This is a genomic window from Microcystis sp. LE19-10.1B (assembly GCF_027530565.1).
GTDB lineage: Bacteria > Cyanobacteriota > Cyanobacteriia > Cyanobacteriales > Microcystaceae > Microcystis > Microcystis aeruginosa.
Genome location: NZ_JAPZQM010000364.1, coordinates 1 through 17,096, shown reverse-complemented (window position 1 = coordinate 17,096; position 17,096 = coordinate 1). Strand labels below are relative to the sequence as shown.

The window sequence follows — 17,096 nt, the reverse complement described above, 5'->3', positions numbered from 1 at the left end:
CAATTAGTGTTTAATGAACGAATAGTGCCGATAGTTGGGCTTAAGTGGGGAACAAGAGTCGCTCGATTTAGCAGTGGAATTAGCCCTACAATCGGCGTAGGGCTAATTCATGAATTAGCCCTACAATCGGCGTTGTCAAATTGAAAGATGCTCCGAATCAGTTGGGAGCATTGCATCTTTCCTCTTCTGAATCTGACAACGCCGTCCCTGTTCACCGATAAATGACTCTCTACTCCCAACGAGAGTGATACAATTGTTAACACCACAGACCAAGAGCCAATCGAAGCGAGAGAATAAAAACTGCTATGTTAAAAGCCCTACTCGGAGATCCCAACGCCCGCAAAATTAAAAAATTTCAGCCCCTCGTCACCGAAATCAACCTGCTGGAAGAAGACATTAAAAACCTATCCGATGAGGAATTAAGGGGCAAAACCAGCGAATTTAAGGAAAGATTAGACAAAGCGAGAAATTATGACGAAAGAGAGGAGATTCTCGAGGAAATCCTCCCCGAAGCTTTCGCCATTGTCCGGGAAGCGGGAATCCGAGTCTTAGGGATGCGTCACTTTGACGTGCAGTTATTGGGGGGAATGGTACTGCACAAAGGACAAATCGCCGAGATGAAAACCGGGGAAGGAAAAACCCTGGTTGCCACTCTCCCCGCTTATTTGAATGGATTGACCGGAAAAGGGGTTCACGTCGTCACCGTCAACGATTATCTCGCCCGTCGTGACGCGGAATGGATGGGGCAGGTACATCGCTTTTTAGGGTTAAGTGTGGGACTAATTCAAGCCGGCATGAGTCCAGAAGAAAGAAAGAAAAATTATGCCTGTGACATCACCTACACCACTAACAGCGAACTCGGCTTCGATTATCTGCGCGATAACATGGCTACAGTGATGGGGGAAGTTGTCCAAAGACCCTTTAACTACTGCGTTATCGACGAAGTGGACTCCATTCTTATCGATGAAGCCAGAACCCCATTAATTATATCAGGAGCGATCGATCGGCCCACAGAAAAATATATTCTCGCCGCCGAAATCGCCAAGCAATTAGTGCGCCAAAAAGTAGAAGACGGACCGGGAGACTACGAAGTTAACGAAAAAGACCGTAACGTTTTAATGACCGATGAAGGCTTTAAAAGAGCGGAAGAACTATTAGGAGTTACCGATTTATACGACCAAGAAAATCCCTGGGCGCACTATATTTCTAACGCTATTCGTGCCAAAGAACTCCAGAAAAAAGACGTTAACTATATCGTTCGCAGTGGTGAAATTGTTATCGTTGATGAGTTCACGGGACGGGTATTACCGGGGCGACGTTGGGGCGATGGTTTGCATCAGGCAGTGGAGGCTAAGGAAGGGGTAGAAATTCAACAGGAAACCCAAACCTTAGCCACGATTACCTATCAAAACTTTTTCCTACTCTATCCGAAATTATCCGGCATGACCGGGACGGCCAAAACCGAAGAAACGGAACTAGAAAAAGTCTATAACCTGCAAGTAACAATTATTCCCACTAACCGCGTTTCTCGTCGGCAAGATTTAGCCGATGTGGTCTATAAAAATGAACAGGCAAAATGGAACGCCGTCGCTGAAGAATGTCAACAAATGCACGAACAGGGTCGCCCGGTTTTAGTCGGTACTACCAGTGTGGAAAAATCGGAAGTGCTTTCGCTTTTATTACAGGAAAGAAAGATTCCCCATAACTTACTTAATGCTCGTCCGGAAAACGTGGAAAGGGAATCGGAAATCGTCGCCCAAGCAGGCCGGGCCGGGGCCGTAACCATTGCCACGAACATGGCGGGACGGGGAACCGATATCATCCTCGGTGGTAACTCCGACTATATGGCCCGATTGAAAATTCGCGAGTATTTAATGCCGAAATTAGTTATGCCCGAAGATGACAATTTGGCCTTTAGTTTACCCAGTTTAGGAGAACGCAATCGCCCGCAAGGATTCGCCCCAGGTAAGAAGAAAAAAAACTGGCGCGCCTCGGCGGAAATTTTTCCCACCGAGTTACCGAAAGAGGTAGAAAATGCCCTGAAAGAAGCGGTTAAATTTGCCGTTGATACCCACGGAACTCAAAGTTTACCCGAATTAGAAGTAGAAGAAAAAATCGCCATCGCGGCCGAAAAAGCCCCCACGGATGACCCGGTTATTCAAAAGTTACGCGAAGTCTATAAATTAATTCGCAAAAGTTATGAAGATTACACAGGTAAAGAACACGATGAAGTAGTAGAAAGGGGCGGACTGCACGTTATCGGGACGGAACGCCACGAATCCCGCCGTATTGACAACCAATTGCGAGGCCGGGCGGGCAGACAGGGCGACCCCGGTTCTACACGCTTCTTTTTAAGCCTAGAAGACAATTTATTGCGGATTTTTGGAGGCGACCGCGTGGCGGGTTTAATGGATGCCTTCCGGGTGGAAGAAGATATGCCCATTGAGTCGGGAATGTTGACTCGTTCCTTGGAAGGCGCGCAAAGAAAAGTGGAAACCTTCTATTATGATGCCCGGAAACAGGTGTTTGAATACGACGAGGTGATGAATAATCAACGGCGCGCTATTTATGCCGAACGTCGTCGGGTTTTGGAGGGGATGGACTTAAAAGAACAGGTGCTGCAATACGCCGAAAAAACCATGGATGAAATCGTCATGGCTTATATTAATCCCGAACTGCCGGCGGAAGAATGGGATTTAGAAAAACTGATTAGTAAATCTCAGGAATTCGTCTATCTCTTGGCAGATATTACCGCTAAAGATATCGAGGATATGAGTGTTAATGATATCAAGATGTTCCTACACGAAGAAGTTCGCAAAGCTTACGAAATTAAAGAACGTCAAGTGGATAGTATTCGTCCCGGTTTAATGCGCGATGCCGAACGTTATTTTATCCTGCAACAAATCGATATGTTATGGCGCGAACACCTGCAAGCTATGGAAGCTTTACGCGAGTCGATTGGTTTACGCGGTTACGGTCAAAAAGACCCCCTAATTGAGTATAAACAGGAAGGCTACGAGATGTTTTTAGAAATGATGATTGATATCCGTCGCAATGTGGTTTATTCCATGTTCCAATTCCAACCGCAAGGACAACCCCAAGCAGTGGCTAGTGAACAGTAAAAACTAAAAGTTGGCTTAAATTGGGGAGAATTGGCTAAGGCTGATTCTCTCATTTTTTTTCCCTGAGAAATCAGTCACCCACAATCCACACTAGGACAAAAATTATCAGTACAATCACTCCATAGGACAGTAACGACCCCAAAAAATTGAGGATTTGTACGGGAAAATGAATCAAAACTTGGTAAGTAAAATCGGCAGCTGCCAGCAAGGCAGCGAAAAACATAATCACAAGTGTTATCATACTTAATATCTTCTCAATCTGATAGAATAAATGGCTATCCTTTGCGGTAATCGACAGTAGATGGTCAGAAGTTAGGAGATTATCCCCAAGAAAAAACTCGGAGTGCGGCAGAATCGGGAGAGCGTTGGGTTTCATGCTTCAACCGTTCGGCAAAAGCTCACGGCCGAAGCCCAACCTACGTTCTTGTTAAATAAGATTTAGTATAACTCGATCGCTGTTAAAATTGCGGTAGAATCAGGAGAGCTAATTTGCTATAACCAGTCCAGAAGAGCGAGATTACTAAAAATTGACCAGTTTTTTGCGGGAACTGGGAAAATTAACAGCTAATCTGGGACAAGACGAGCTAAAAGCAGCAGAGAGCAACAATCAATGTCTAAAAACTCTATACCTCGAATCGAAAATCTGCGCGTGCAAAATTACCGAGCTTTACAGGACTTAGAATTAAAAAGCATTACTCCTTTAACCGTTTTTCTCGGTCCTAATGGGAGCGGAAAATCTACCATATTTGATGTCTTTGCTTTCCTCTCTGAATGTTTTACTGTTGGTTTAAAAAAAGCTTGGGACAGACGGGGAAGATTTAAAGAATTAAGAACCAGAGGACAAGAAGGTTACATCATTATCGAATTAAAATATCGAGAAAAATTGGCATCACCTTTAATTACCTATCATTTGGCTATTAATGAAGCTAACAATCGCCCTTATGTTGCCGAAGAATGGTTACAGTGGAGACAAGGAGCGAGGGGCAAACCTTATCGCTTTTTAGACTTTAAAGAAGGGGAAGGAATAGTGATTAGTGGAGAAAATCCCCAAGAAGAAGATGAACGAATTTCTGAACGATTAGACTCCCCGGAATTTTTAGCTGTTAGTACCCTCGGACAATTGGCCAAACATCCCCGGGTTAGTGCTTTGCGTCGTTTTATCACAAGTTGGTATCTTTCCTACTTAACCGCAGATAATACTCGCACTCAACCAGAAGCAGGAGCGCAAGAAAGATTATCGCCAACTGGTGACAATTTACCTAATGTTATTCAATATTTAAAAGAAGATCATCCTCAACGATTAGAATCTATTTTACAAACCCTTTCTCGTCGAATTCCTAGATTAGAAAAAGTCGAAGCATCTATTATGCCGAATGGACAGCTTTTACTTCAAATTAAAGACGCACCTTTTCAAGAGCCAATTCTTGCCAAATTTGCCTCCGATGGCACTTTAAAAATGTTAGCTTATTTAACTATATTATATGATCCAAGCCCTCCGCAATTACTGGGAATAGAAGAACCAGAAAATCATCTTCATCCCCGTTTATTACCTGAATTAGCAGAAGAATGTCGGGCAGCGACCGCAAGTACACAATTAATGGTAACAACTCATTCTCCCTTTTTTGTAGATGGTTTGAAACCAGAGGAGGTTTGGGTACTTTATCGAGATGAAAATGGTTTTACTCAAGCTAAACGTACTTCAGCAATGCAAGGAGTTAAGGAATTTATTCAAAATGGTGCTTTGTTGGGTCAATTATGGATGGAGGACTATTTTGATGTGGGGAATCCTAGCATTTAAGTTTAATAGCAAAGGAGGAAAAAAGTGCATCTTGAATTTTTAGTTGAAGAATTTTCTACCCAAGAATGTTTAAATCAAATTTTACCTAAAATATTATTTGAGAATGTCACCTATAAAATTCATGCCTTTCGAGGTAAATCCGATTTAATCAAAAAACTACCGGAGCGATTAAAAGGCTATCAATGCTGGATACCCGATGATTATCGAATCATTATTCTTGTAGATAGAGACAATGAAGATTGTCAAATGCTCAAAGAAAAGTTAGAAAATATTGCCCAACAAACAGGACTGATCACCAAAACGATTAGTGAAGATAAAAAAACATTTCAGGTGTTAAATAGAATTGCTATAGAAGAACTAGAAGCTTGGTTTTTTGGTGATATTCAGGCTATAGTCTCAGCCTATCCCAAAGTTTCTACTAATGTGGGACAGCAAGCAAAATACAGAAAACCCGATGAAATTACGGGGGGAACTTGGGAAAACTTAGAAAAGATACTTCAAAAAGCTGGGTATCATCGAGGAGGTTTAGAAAAAGTGAAAGCAGCCCGAGAAATTTCTCAATTTATGACTCCTGCTCATAATTGTTCTCCTAGTTTTCAGATTTTTTATCAAGGTTTATTGGCGATGATTAGCTAAGGATATTTAGGAAAGTAAATGATGAAACTGCTAGATCACTGTCAAGGATAAATCGATTTTTAACTGTTGAATAAATTGTTGCATAATTGTTCAAAATTCGGTGTTTAACTATAGCGTTTCCGAAGCTAGTGAGGTACACCTATTTTTCTTCCCTTTTGCATGAGTGCCTAAAACCCATAACTTTTGTACCTCAGCAGACTGAAAAACGCTATAAATCTTATTGAAAAAGAACGTAGGTTGGTTTGAAGCATGAAACCCAACCCTCTCCTGATTCTACCGCAATTTTAACAGCGATCGAGTTATACTAAATCTTATTTAACAAGTATAGAGTGGCAAGTGGGAAGTGGGTTTTTAAAGTTGGATTGGCAGTTAATGATACTATCAAAAATCAATTTAGTATAAGCTTTCATTGTATTGGGAAAAACTTCAGCAGAATAGTTCATCCTTCCTAGCTAATTAACTAATAAGGACAAGTTAGGGAAAAGATTTCCCTAACTTGTTCCCTTTTGCGATAAGATAATTAATATAACTTCAAGGAGACTGCTCTATGAATATTCGTATTGGTAACGGCTACGATATCCACCGATTGGTAACAGGAAGACCTTTAATTTTAGGAGGAGTAGAAATTGCCCATACTGTCGGGTTATTGGGTCATAGTGATGCCGATGTCTTAACCCACGCTATTATGGATGCCATGCTGGGGGCGCTTAGTTTAGGCGATATCGGTCATTATTTTCCCCCCACAGACCCGCAATGGCAAGGGGCGAATAGTTTAAAATTATTAGAACAAGTTAATCAATTAATTATCGATAAAGGTTGGCAGATTAATAATATTGATTCGGTAATTGTCGCCGAAAAACCGAAAATGAAATCCCACCTTATTGCGATGCGAGCCAAGTTAGCAGCAACTCTCAAAATTAATCCGGAACAGGTGGGAATTAAAGCCACTACTAACGAACAATTGGGACCGGTAGGACGAGAAGAAGGTATCGCAGTTTATGCCGTGGTTTTATTGGTTAAGGAGTAGGTTAAATACGGTGTTTTCCCTGCTATTCTCCCAGCCATTCTTCCCTGGTAATACCCCCTTGATTGAGAATGCGTTTTAACAGTCCTACCCCTATTTCACCTTGATGAGGATTGGGGATAATTATCGTTAAATTATCGCGACGCATTTGAGGGTGTTTACCCCCAGCGTAGGGACCGTCAAACCCAAGTTCTCGTAATCTTTGAACTAGATTAAGCCATGATATGGCGGTTAATTTAGGCATATCTTAAATTGAAGACATGGGTTGAGGAAGGAGATTAAGATCTATTCCTGCTAACAATGGAATTGGCAAACCTAAACACAGACGCAAAGCAATCCAATCGCTTAAAGCTTCGCGCAATTCTTGCCGGCAATCTTCTAGATTGGCGTGATTTGCCCAAACTCCCTGAAGGGGTGGAATTTCACCCCAATAAGTGCCATCTTCTTCGATGATTTCGTATTGAGCCAATGCCATCGCTTGATCAATATAACTGGCTAACATGGTTGTACTATTGGTAAAGCTTACTTACTATATTAAAGCAAATGTTTCCCAGCAGCCAGCTGCATTGGATTCGCCTTCAGATTATGATCAGGTAAGATGGTCAATAACCTGAGTTGTCTGGAGTGTTAATCTCGTTGGCTCGAAACTATAATGAATACACCACAAAAGATCATCAAAAAAATCTTGAAAGAATACCATCAATCGCCATCTTCAGTAGCTAATTCGACCCATAATCGGGTTACTGCCAAGAAGCTAACCGATTCCTTCCCGATTTTTGTCTAATCCCTAACTGCTAAATTCTCTCTATGACTGCCATTATCCAACAAATAAAAGAGCGTTTTTCCCAATCCCTAGTTAAATCCTTTGGGGAAAACTTCGCTGATACCGATCCTCTAATTGTGGCCGCTAGTAACCCCCGTTTTGGCGATTATCAATGTAATATTTCCCTCTCTTTAGCCAAAGAATTAAAACAAAAACCGCGGGAAGTGGCGGCGACTTTACTAAAAAATCTAGAGATAGATGATCTCTGTCAAACCCCCGAAATTGCCGGACCCGGTTTTATTAATCTTACCCTTAAACCCAGTTATCTAGAAACCCAATTAAAAGACCTAATTACTGACAACCGTTTAGGAGTTGCCACCGCTAACCCCAGTCAAAAAATTATTGTCGATTTTTCCAGTCCCAATATTGCCAAAGAAATGCACGTCGGTCACTTGCGATCGACTATAATCGGTGATTGTATTGCTCGGATTTTGGAATTTCGTCATCATCAAGTAATTCGTCTTAATCACGTCGGGGATTGGGGTACTCAATTCGGGATGTTAATCACCTATCTACAAGAAGCTTATCCTAGCGCTTTAACCCAAGCAGATGCTCTCGATTTAGGGGATTTAGTTAGCTTTTATAAAAAGGCCAAAATTCGTTTTGATGAAGACGAAAACTTTAAAGAAACTGCCCGTCAAGCCGTAGTAAAATTACAGTCGGGTGATCCTCAAAGTCGTCAAGCATGGCAGTTACTTTGTCAACAATCACGACGGGAATTTCAGAAAATCTATGATATTCTCGATATAAAACTGACCGAAAGGGGGGAATCTTTTTATAATCCCTACCTGGAAGCGGTAATCAGAGAATTAGATCAACAGGGATTGCTAACAGAAGACAACGGTGCTTTATGCGTCTTTCTCGATGGTTTTACCAACAAAGAGGGCGATCCTTTACCCCTAATTGTCAAGAAATCCGACGGCGGTTATAATTACGCCACCACCGATTTAGCGGCAATTTGTTATCGAGTGCGTCAAGATAAAGCCGCAAGAATAATTTATGTCACCGATGCTGGACAAGCTAACCATTTTGCCCAAGTATTTCAGGTGGCTAAAAAAGCGGGATTTTTACCCGATAATGTGGCAGTGGTTCACGTCGCTTTTGGATTAGTTTTAGGGGAAGATGGTAAAAAATTAAAAACTCGTTCCGGGGAGACGGTAAAATTACAAGAACTACTCGATCAAGCGATCGCCTGTTCCCTAGCTGACTTAGAAAAAAGACTGGCAAGCGAGGAAAGAGAAGAAACCGGCGATTTTATCGCTAAGACTGCCGAAACTGTCGGTTTAAGTGCCGTTAAATACGCCGATCTCAGCCAAAATCGCAATAGTAACTACGTTTTCAGTTACGACAAAATGCTCAATCTGCAAGGCAACACCGCCCCCTATATGCTGTACGCTTACGCTAGGGTCCAGAGTATCAGTCGCGAAGGTGGTATTAATTTTCAGGATTTAAGTGCCAATTCACCGCTAATTCTCAAGGATGAAAGCGAATTAATTTTGGCTAAACAATTACTGCAACTGCCGGAAGTAATTAGTGCCGTGGAAGAGGATTTATTACCCAATCGTTTATGTGATTATCTTTATGAACTCAGTAAAAAGTATAATCGTTTCTACGAGAATTGTCCCGTTCTGAAAGCAGCAGAACCGATTAAAACCTCTCGTTTAGTTTTGTGTGATTTAACGGCAAGAACCCTCAAATTAGGCTTATATCTCTTGGGTATCCCCGTTTTGGAAAGAATGTAAATCAGTAATCAGTAATCAGTTATCAGTTATCAGTTATCAGTTATCAGTAATCAGTTATCCGTTATCAGTTCACAGTTTACTATTCACAGCAAAAAACTCCCCAATTTCCAATTCATAATTCATAATTCCCACACCCTACACCCCACACCCTACACCCCACACCCCACACCCCACAGCTTGGATTGCGTATCTTTGACAAAAACTGGGTGATATTTTATACCCAGAAAAAGTGTACTATGCTGACGTGAAAAAACCTGAGTTTTTGCTAACCTAGAAATAGCTCTAATCAGAGCCAATATCTTTGGGCGAAGCTTAGAGATTAATCTAGTTAAACTCACTCGTGACGTTATCTTATTGTCGTCTGTTGCCTATTAGCTTTCAGGTGATAACTCGGAGATCGGGAATTAGTACAAAAGTTCAAATTTCCTCTCCGCAGCCCCAGCGTTACTGTGTAGTCTTAACGAGTAATTTTATCCCAGAGATGTTATCGTTAAAGCGGTCAAATGTCCGAACGTCCCAGAGGATTTTCGGGAAAGATTGTTCGCCCTGTCGTAATCTCAGATAGAACCTTATGAGTCAATCAATAGAAGGTAAGACTATGGCCGATGCTGATGTATCAGATTATACCACAAATAAAATAATTGTCTCTAATTGGATCGCCCCTTGGTCGAAAGGCAATCGGAAAAACCCGTCACCGCAACCAAAATGGGATTTATGGCAACCCCTGCGGCAACGAATTGACCGCCTAGAAATTAATACACCTGCACTGGCTCATCGGATTTGTCGTCTAATTCCGGCTCAATGTCCCTTTGCGCGGAAAATTACCCTATTTAGCCGGACAATTCTAGAGATTCCGCCCCTTTGCAAGCTAAATCCCCTCTACGAAAACCTAATGATGTTAAGATTTCGCGCTCTTTCTTACCTAGCCGATGAATGTGGAGAGGATATCGGTGCTTACTGCTAGAATGGGTGAGTGTCTTTAATCGCCACACCTATGGCCATCATTGCCCTGAAAGCTTGGTATCTGGACAAATACGAACCTATCCGCGAGGTTGTCAAACGTCCCCACGACTTGCGCTTAAGTCGCAATAGTCTCTTAAAATCGGGTTTAAGAGCCGATTTTCTCGATGATAGTCTGACGATACAGGGTTCTGTCTGGTTCCAACGCTATCTAGAAGGGGAAAGGGTGGAATTTTACCTCGAAGGTAGTGGCGGTTACGTCATCTCGAATATTGACCTGATTTCCCAAGAAATTTACTTTACTAAACAGGACCTCAGCGCTTGGTTGGATCCCGTCATTTATTTTAGCTCCCAAAGCCAATTTAAGGACTCTAGCACCGCTTTAAAAACAGTTTTGACCGAAACCGTCGAAAATCTCAATAAACGCTCCCGTTTGCCCTTAACCATGGAAGAAACGCCCCGAACTGAGGGCAATGTCACCAGATTGAGTGATAGTCAATTACGCCAAATTCGCAAAAGTTTATTATTTATTGCCGATGCTACGGCGATTAGCCAAAAGGAAACGGAATTACTGCCCAGTCCCCTAGTGGGTGTAGAATTAGGTTATGCGATCGCTTGTAAACAGGGCGGACAAATTCTGTTAACCTATCAAAATCGAGCGGAATTAAAGGGTAAACTAGCTTTTGACCTGCCAAGCTACCAAAAATTAATTTTCTCGGATCTGAGCGAATTGCGTCTCACTTTCCCGCCTTTAATGGCAACTTTATTACAAAAATTCAATCTGATTAGTTAAAAAAATGAGTAGAAAAGCTGACGAGTACGCTGTACATTTGTTCTTAAGCAGTGGACATCGCGAGGAAGTCCGTTTTTTGACCATCCAAGAATTTCAAAAGTGGTACAGTAATGAATTAGTTCCGAAAGCCGATTCCCAGGATTTTATCAATGTTCCGATCAGAAATATCCAAGGGGAATATATGGTTTTACGTCCGGCTAGTGTCATTGCTATTCGCGTGGAACCCGTCTTTTTTGGCAGTGTGGAAAGAATCTAATTTGTCGTTATCCCTAAAAAAGATGGTTAGATAGGGAGAATTTTAGAGATTATTGATAATTCTCTCAATATCAGCTTGGATTTGATTGCTGACTTTGCCTTGCCAGCGTTCTTTTAATTCCCTTAATCCCACTTCTGCGTATTGACAGATCTTATCTAAAACTTCTTTGCCATCGCTGGGTTGAGGATAGGAATTCTTTTTACAGATAATATAAATTCCTGCGGTTAAAGCTAAAATAACTTCTGGATCGATTTGGCTAATAGTAATTAAATCTTGTCGATTGCTCAGAGTGGTTCCGTAGATACTGAAGTCTTGTTTAATGGCAAAAGCAGCGGCGAATAAATAGGCATCTACCATGCGCTCAAAGGTTTTATTATCTTTTAGTACCTGTAGATAATTTCTGGAAGTTTCCGAGGCATAAATCTTCAAACTGGGATCGATTCTCTGCATTAGTAATTCTCCATCACTTCAATCACGGAAGCATCTTCATCGGCAGCCAAACGGTGTATTTTTAAAATATCGGTAGTGTGGGGACGCAGCAGATTTAAAAGTGGATCGGGAAGATCGCGATCCGTGGCTAAAATAATCACTTGGGAGTTTAAATTAGGAAGAGAGTTAATAATATTTTTTTGATGTTCTTGATCTAAATGACCAAAAGGTGTATCCATAATTAGGGGAACACAAGTATCGGTTATTTGATTTAAACCTGTGATAAAAGCAAAAGCTAAAGCTTCCTTTTCTCCCGCACTTAAGACATCGGGATTTAATAATTTTCCTGTGATGGTACGGATTCCTAAAGTGTATTCGGGAGTGATTTCTACTCCTCTATATTCCTCCGGTTTGTTGGTTACTTGTAAATAGCGATCGCTGGTTACTTGATTAATCATTTTTTGGGAATTATCGATATGCCATTCGATTAATTCGTTAGTGGCATTTTTTAAACCTCTGGCCATTTTAACCTGATTAGATAACATCCATGTGGTCTGATTTTCACTAGCTAAAATTTCCACTTCTTTGCGTAAATTTTCTAATTGCTTTTCTTTGATTTCGATTTCCTTTTGCAAGCGTTCGATCCTTTCTTGGATCATCTCAACATTTTTACCAGATTCGCCAACTTTTCGCCAAATCTCCCTCACCGAGTCTTGATCTATTCCCGTGGTTTCCTGTTTTAGCTGTCTAATATGTTGATTAATTTCTTCGATTTCTTCTTCTAAACGATCTCTTTGCAAAAGTAATTGACTATAATTGCTAAATTTAGCATTATCTCGCATAATTCCCTGTAAATCAATTCTAATTTGGTCTTTTTCTATTCTGGTGGCGTTATCCACTTCTAAGGACTCTAGTTCGGCAATTTGTTGAAGGATAAAGTCCCGAGAATTTTTATCTAAACAACGACCACATAGACAGCTTTCATCGTCAAGTATTGCTTGTAAAATTGCTGTAGAATTAGTTTTATAAGTGCTTTTTAAGCTAGTAACTTGCAAATCATCGACCATTTCCTGTACAAAGTTAATCAGCAAAGGTATCGAAGCTTTTTTTAACCAAGAATCGATAGACTTTTGCAGGTTATCTAACTGAGTTTGTAAACCGATACGCTTTTTCTCTAAGTTATGAATTTCCTCTAATTTTTCTCGTAAACTTTCAATCTGAGCGGCTTTTTCTTGAGCGTCTTGGTAGATAATTATAGCATATTTTTCGCTATCTTTGGCATTTTTAAGCTGACCTTTTTTAAGATCAATGTCTTCTTCTAATTCTCGTAATTCTTGCAGCTTATCTCTAAAGGTTTGACTGGTTCCCTTGGCTTTATTTAAACGGTTTTCTAATTCTTGCAAGGCTTTTTCTGTATCATCACGCAGATTTCTTAATTCCGGGATACCCAAAACTTTTTCAATTGCTTCTTTTGCTTCTTTAGTTTGAGTTATCTGGGTATATTGTTCGATTTTTAAGCCATCAAAACAGAAAAAATCTCGAATAGATTTAGGAAGCAATGCTTCGATATATTCCCTAGAGTTACTTCTCATGGTTCCATCTTCATAAAATAATGCTTCCTCTACGCTAGGATAGGAACTGCTACCATTAAATTTTAATTTCGCTTGGCGACTGATAAAGTAATTTTTCTCGTTTTTAATAAAATTTAATTCTACCCGCATTTCTTTTTCTTCTGCTGATGAAGAATCCCCCTCACCTCGATAAAAATAGGTTTTCAAAGTCTCTTTAGATACAATATCTCCACCATAGAGACACCATAAAATACCTGTCATCAGAGAAGTTTTACCGTGACCATTATTACCGAAGATAATCTGAATTTTTCTGTCGGGATGCAGGTTAAAAGTAATATTTTGACTAGGATAACATTTCCAATTAGTTAAGCGAATTTGTTTCAGTCTCAAAGTCATAAGAACTCTTGTAAAAATCAAAAATTTTGTGGTTGGTTAGGAGTCAGTAGCCAGTGGTCAGTAATCAGGAAAATTAAGAATGGTTTATTTAGATATTTTATGCAACTTAATATTTATTTTTGTCGTTTTTAAACTAAGTGGGTGGGTGGAATTTAAGATGAACGTAGGTTGGGTTGAAGCATGAAACCCAACGCCCGATTATGTTACGCTACCGCTAACCCATCCTACAAATAATTGTGCCTCCCTACTTACCAAAAATAAATTATGCAAGATATCTATAAAATTTATGATTGTGGGGAGTCGGTATATTTTTCGATAAGTTTGACAATTTTAGGTGATAGCTGCCGATTTTTTAGAGTAATTTTTTCTACTTCTAAAGCCATGGCTTCCTTGAGCAGTTGGGGAGGTATCTCATATTTTTGTGCCAGTTCTTCAATTTTAGCAGTTATGTCCATGAATTTTTTGTGGGTTAGGGAGTGGGGATTGTCAAGTCTTAATTCCTATTGGCCAAGATATACCTTGATGAGGATAAATTTTATAACATATCTGAGTAGGTAAGGCCATAGTAAGTTATAGCCTTTGTCATAAACATGAAGTATAACCTAATTTGGTATTGACGACCGACTACCCAAAAGGAAAACTTCGTACTTCACCATTAAGATAACTGCTATAAGCTAATCTACTCTCAACCTTATACAAAAACACCATAAAAGCTAAAATAGATAAGTAAGTAGTTATAATTAAATTGAAGATAGATTTTGCCTCTGATCCCCCCTGCCCCCCTTGATAAGGGGGGTGCCGATAGGCGGGGGGATCTGACAACTTTTAACACCTACCTACTTAGCTGACAGTGATTCTGAACACAATAGCAATATAGACTAAACCGCCTTGTATTATCGTCTTCTTCTTGATTTTAATACCCTAGAAAACGGGTTAATTGTCTTAACACCCGAACAAAGTCATTATCTTAAAAAAGTTGTTCGTTTAAAATCCCATGACCGTTTTATTGCCCTAAATGGACAAGGACAAGCGTGGTTAGCGGAAATAATTGATAATTCGGCCCATCTTTTAGAAGCGATAAACGAAACTAGCGAACTACCAGTACAAGTGAATTTAATGGTAGCAATTCCCAAAAATGGCTTTGATGATATCGTTCGCGCTGCCACCGAATTAGGAGTTTATCGGATTATCCCGCTGCTGACAGAACGCGGTTTAGTCAATCCTAGTCCTCAAAAAATTGACCGTTGGCGAAAAATTGCCCGGGAAGCTGTAGAACAATCAGAAAGACAGATTATTCCCATTATCGAAGAACCACAGCCATTTTTAGCCATCCTTAAGCGGGGAGCTAACCCACAGACAACTTGTTATATTGGTGTTACCCGTAGAACAGTGGCCCCGCTACTTTCTCAATTACAAACATCAACCGAGATAACCATGGCCATTGGACCGGAAGGGGGATGGACGGAGACAGAAATAGAACAAGCGATCGCTGCTGATTTTGTGCCTGTATCACTGGGAAAACGCATTTTGAGAACAATTACCGCTCCCTTAGTGGCTCTTGCTATCATTAACGCCTATTTAGACAGCTAATTGACTATAGTTTCTATGACCAAGACCAGCAATCGAGATAACTGGAATCATTTCGCTTCTTACCTAGGATTTGCTGAAAAAGTTTTTCGTGGGGGCAGGGTGTGGGGTGTAGGGTGTAGGGTGTAGGGTTTTACCGGTTTTCAGGTGGTCAATTACCCAATTTTCAGGGAAAAAGTCCAGGGATTTTCCCCCTGCTCACTCCCATGCCCGGCACTTTTGGATTTCAAAAAAGTCTAGAAGTCTTATCCAACAAGGTTTTTAGATTTATTCAGCAAACCTTACCTAAAGCAAGAACTAGCAGCAGTTACCCTGTGGTCAGATTTTCCCTTTTTTGTCGAAACCACCCTGGTCAATTCCCATTGAAGACACCTACTGGGATACCGCCTTGCAACCCAATAGCCCCCTAATCTTCCTCGAAAAAACTCCCCCTAGCGCAACTTTATGACCTCTAGTAGCCCTTCTAACCCCTCTTTTGACTGGTTTAACCCCTCGCCCCAGCAAGACAGCGATTTACTGGCACAAATCGGCTTTATCCCCGGTTTCAAAGAATTTCTCACCCTGCGACAGGTTCACGCCTTGGAACACGCCACCGTCTGGGTATTAAGCGAAATGGCTGCCCGTCGTCAATCGCCTTTTGACCACTCCCCTGCGGATAACGAGGCCCTGGGGGGACTGTCCACCGATAGGGGTTTTTATCTCTACGGACAGATTAATACAAATGAACTGCAAATCGCCGCCAAACAGGCACTCCATCGTCTCAAAAATGGCGAGGGGCAATTGGCATTACATCCGCGTTGTGGCACCAATTTATCGGTAACTTTAGCCTTAACCGCCGGCTTAGTCTTAGGAACTCATCTTCTCTTACCCAGAGGTCCGATTTCTCAGTTATTAGGCTTAGGTTTAGCCACCGCCGCCGCTTTTCAAATCGGGCCAGATGTGGGAATGTCGGCCCAAAAATACCTGACCACAGCCATTCCCTTTAACTTAACAATCGTTAACATTGCACCAAAGGCAGACCTATGGGGACGTTCGGGGCATTTTGTCCAAACAGAGTGGCAAGATTTGCAATAAAACTTAAAGTAAAAACCCTTTCGGCAAACTCGCTCTGATTGTAACCTGTTAACTAAACCCTAAAAAAAAACAACAGCTATGCCTGGAATCGAACGCGGAGCCAAAGTTAGAGTCAAACGGAAAGAGTCTTACTGGTACAACGATGTAGGAACCGTAGCCAGTGTTGATAAAAGTGGTATCCACTATCCCGTTATCGTCCGTTTTGATACTGTTAACTACCACGGTTTTAGTGGTAGCGCCGGTGGACTGAATACCAATAACTTCGCTGAAAGTGAATTGGAACTCGTTAAGGCTGCCCCCGCTAAGAAATAAAGCTGAGTAAAATTCGGCCTATCATCACCGACTGACTGACGGGAATTCTCTCTTGTTGGTCGGTTTTTTTATAGCTATCAGTTATCAGTTATCAGTTATCAGTTAAGTAGCTGGGTGGAATTAAATATAGCGTTTCCCAATCTCATGAGGTACACCAAAATCTTAACTCCTGACTCCTCAAAACCTAAGACTCTGTACCTCACAACTATGGGAATTGCTATATAAAATGAACGGCCTCTTCGGGAATTGTTATGCAAATAATTAACTTAAAATAAAATTCGATGAGAGCAACTACGCTCAAAAGTAGCTGAAACCCATACAGGGAAGGACTTAAGGCACAAATAGGTTAATACCAAAAGATAGACAATCGAGTTAAGATTTGATATAATGGCCAAAAACCCGAGTGTTTTACTTATGATACTTGACAAATTTTTGAACCTACAAGGAACCTGTATTCAAGGCTATCTACACCTAGAAAATATCGGTATAGTTTGCCGAATCGAATCGAAAAATAAAAAAGCAACCTGTCCTCGTTGTGGGTTAGAGAGCGATAAACTACACCAAAATCATCGA

The 17,096-nt window shown here is 40.9% G+C and carries 16 protein-coding genes and 1 pseudogene; 12 read left to right on the top strand and 5 right to left on the bottom strand.

From position 1 onward, the window contains the following. Positions 1–305: 305 nt before the first annotated feature. From secA to ispF, 4 genes are all read left to right on the top strand, one after another. On the top strand, positions 306–3,122 hold the full coding sequence (secA, locus tag O9332_RS13105) for a preprotein translocase subunit SecA (protein WP_288025918.1): 2,817 nt from the start codon (positions 306–308) through the stop codon (positions 3,120–3,122). A gap of 610 nt (positions 3,123–3,732) precedes the next feature. Next, positions 3,733–4,920 (top strand): AAA family ATPase, encoded by a 1,188-nt coding sequence (locus O9332_RS13100; protein WP_288025917.1) that lies wholly within the window; start codon positions 3,733–3,735, stop codon positions 4,918–4,920. Positions 4,921–4,944: 24 nt separating this feature from the next. Then, positions 4,945–5,556: a DUF4276 family protein gene (locus O9332_RS13095; RefSeq protein WP_002799501.1), complete on the top strand. Its 612-nt coding sequence runs from the start codon at positions 4,945–4,947 to the stop codon at positions 5,554–5,556. Positions 5,557–6,103: 547 nt separating this feature from the next. Further along, a complete protein-coding gene (gene ispF, locus O9332_RS13090) occupies positions 6,104–6,583 on the top strand; it encodes a 2-C-methyl-D-erythritol 2,4-cyclodiphosphate synthase (protein WP_002760736.1) in 480 nt (159 codons plus the stop codon). 22 nt (positions 6,584–6,605) lie between these two features. On the opposite strand, the gene O9332_RS13085 is transcribed toward ispF, so the two are convergent. Together O9332_RS13085 and O9332_RS13080 are read right to left on the bottom strand one after the other, a co-directional pair. Further along, complete coding sequence (locus O9332_RS13085; RefSeq protein WP_288025914.1) at positions 6,606–6,824, bottom strand: type II toxin-antitoxin system HicA family toxin; 219 nt, start codon at positions 6,822–6,824, stop codon at positions 6,606–6,608. 3 nt (positions 6,825–6,827) lie between these two features. Further along, positions 6,828–7,082 (bottom strand): type II toxin-antitoxin system HicB family antitoxin, encoded by a 255-nt coding sequence (locus O9332_RS13080; RefSeq protein ID WP_002760732.1) that lies wholly within the window; start codon positions 7,080–7,082, stop codon positions 6,828–6,830. A gap of 305 nt (positions 7,083–7,387) precedes the next feature. Here O9332_RS13080 and argS point away from each other — a divergent pair, with 305 nt between their 5' ends. From argS to O9332_RS13060, 4 genes are all read left to right on the top strand, one after another. After that, positions 7,388–9,145 (top strand): arginine--tRNA ligase, encoded by a 1,758-nt coding sequence (argS, locus tag O9332_RS13075; RefSeq protein ID WP_288025911.1) that lies wholly within the window; start codon positions 7,388–7,390, stop codon positions 9,143–9,145. A 571-nt stretch (positions 9,146–9,716) separates the two neighbouring features. Continuing rightward, a complete protein-coding gene (locus O9332_RS13070; protein WP_002760729.1) occupies positions 9,717–10,109 on the top strand; it encodes a Mo-dependent nitrogenase C-terminal domain-containing protein in 393 nt (130 codons plus the stop codon). A 30-nt stretch (positions 10,110–10,139) separates the two neighbouring features. Next, the gene (locus O9332_RS13065; protein WP_002760726.1) at positions 10,140–10,898 is read left to right on the top strand and encodes a hypothetical protein; all 759 of its coding nucleotides are present in this window, start codon (positions 10,140–10,142) and stop codon (positions 10,896–10,898) included. A gap of 4 nt (positions 10,899–10,902) precedes the next feature. Next, positions 10,903–11,154, top strand: a complete 252-nt coding sequence (locus tag O9332_RS13060; protein WP_002760725.1) for a hypothetical protein — start codon at positions 10,903–10,905, stop codon at positions 11,152–11,154. A gap of 42 nt (positions 11,155–11,196) precedes the next feature. Here O9332_RS13060 and O9332_RS13055 read toward each other — a convergent pair whose 3' ends face one another. From O9332_RS13055 to O9332_RS13045, 3 genes are all read right to left on the bottom strand, one after another. Next, a complete protein-coding gene (locus O9332_RS13055; protein WP_002760723.1) occupies positions 11,197–11,604 on the bottom strand; it encodes a hypothetical protein in 408 nt (135 codons plus the stop codon). Continuing rightward, a complete protein-coding gene (locus O9332_RS13050) occupies positions 11,604–13,550 on the bottom strand; it encodes an AAA family ATPase (protein ID WP_002760721.1) in 1,947 nt (648 codons plus the stop codon). The genes O9332_RS13055 and O9332_RS13050 overlap by 1 nt, the downstream gene beginning before the upstream one ends. A 284-nt stretch (positions 13,551–13,834) precedes the next feature. After that, positions 13,835–14,005 (bottom strand): hypothetical protein, encoded by a 171-nt coding sequence (locus tag O9332_RS13045; protein ID WP_002760719.1) that lies wholly within the window; start codon positions 14,003–14,005, stop codon positions 13,835–13,837. Positions 14,006–14,438: 433 nt separating this feature from the next. On the opposite strand from O9332_RS13045, the gene O9332_RS13040 reads away from it, so the two are divergent. The 4 genes and pseudogenes from O9332_RS13040 to O9332_RS13020 form a co-directional block, all read left to right on the top strand. After that, entirely contained in the window at positions 14,439–15,140 is a 702-nt protein-coding gene (locus O9332_RS13040; RefSeq protein WP_002760717.1) for a 16S rRNA (uracil(1498)-N(3))-methyltransferase, read from the top strand. Positions 15,141–15,581: 441 nt separating this feature from the next. Then, entirely contained in the window at positions 15,582–16,211 is a 630-nt protein-coding gene (locus tag O9332_RS13030) for a DUF6391 domain-containing protein (RefSeq protein ID WP_002760715.1), read from the top strand. Positions 16,212–16,289: 78 nt separating this feature from the next. After that, positions 16,290–16,523: a photosystem I reaction center subunit IV gene (locus tag O9332_RS13025; RefSeq protein ID WP_002760713.1), complete on the top strand. Its 234-nt coding sequence runs from the start codon at positions 16,290–16,292 to the stop codon at positions 16,521–16,523. 414 nt (positions 16,524–16,937) lie between these two features. Beyond that, positions 16,938–17,096 (top strand): annotated as a pseudogene (locus O9332_RS13020) (ISL3 family transposase); the annotation flags it as partial.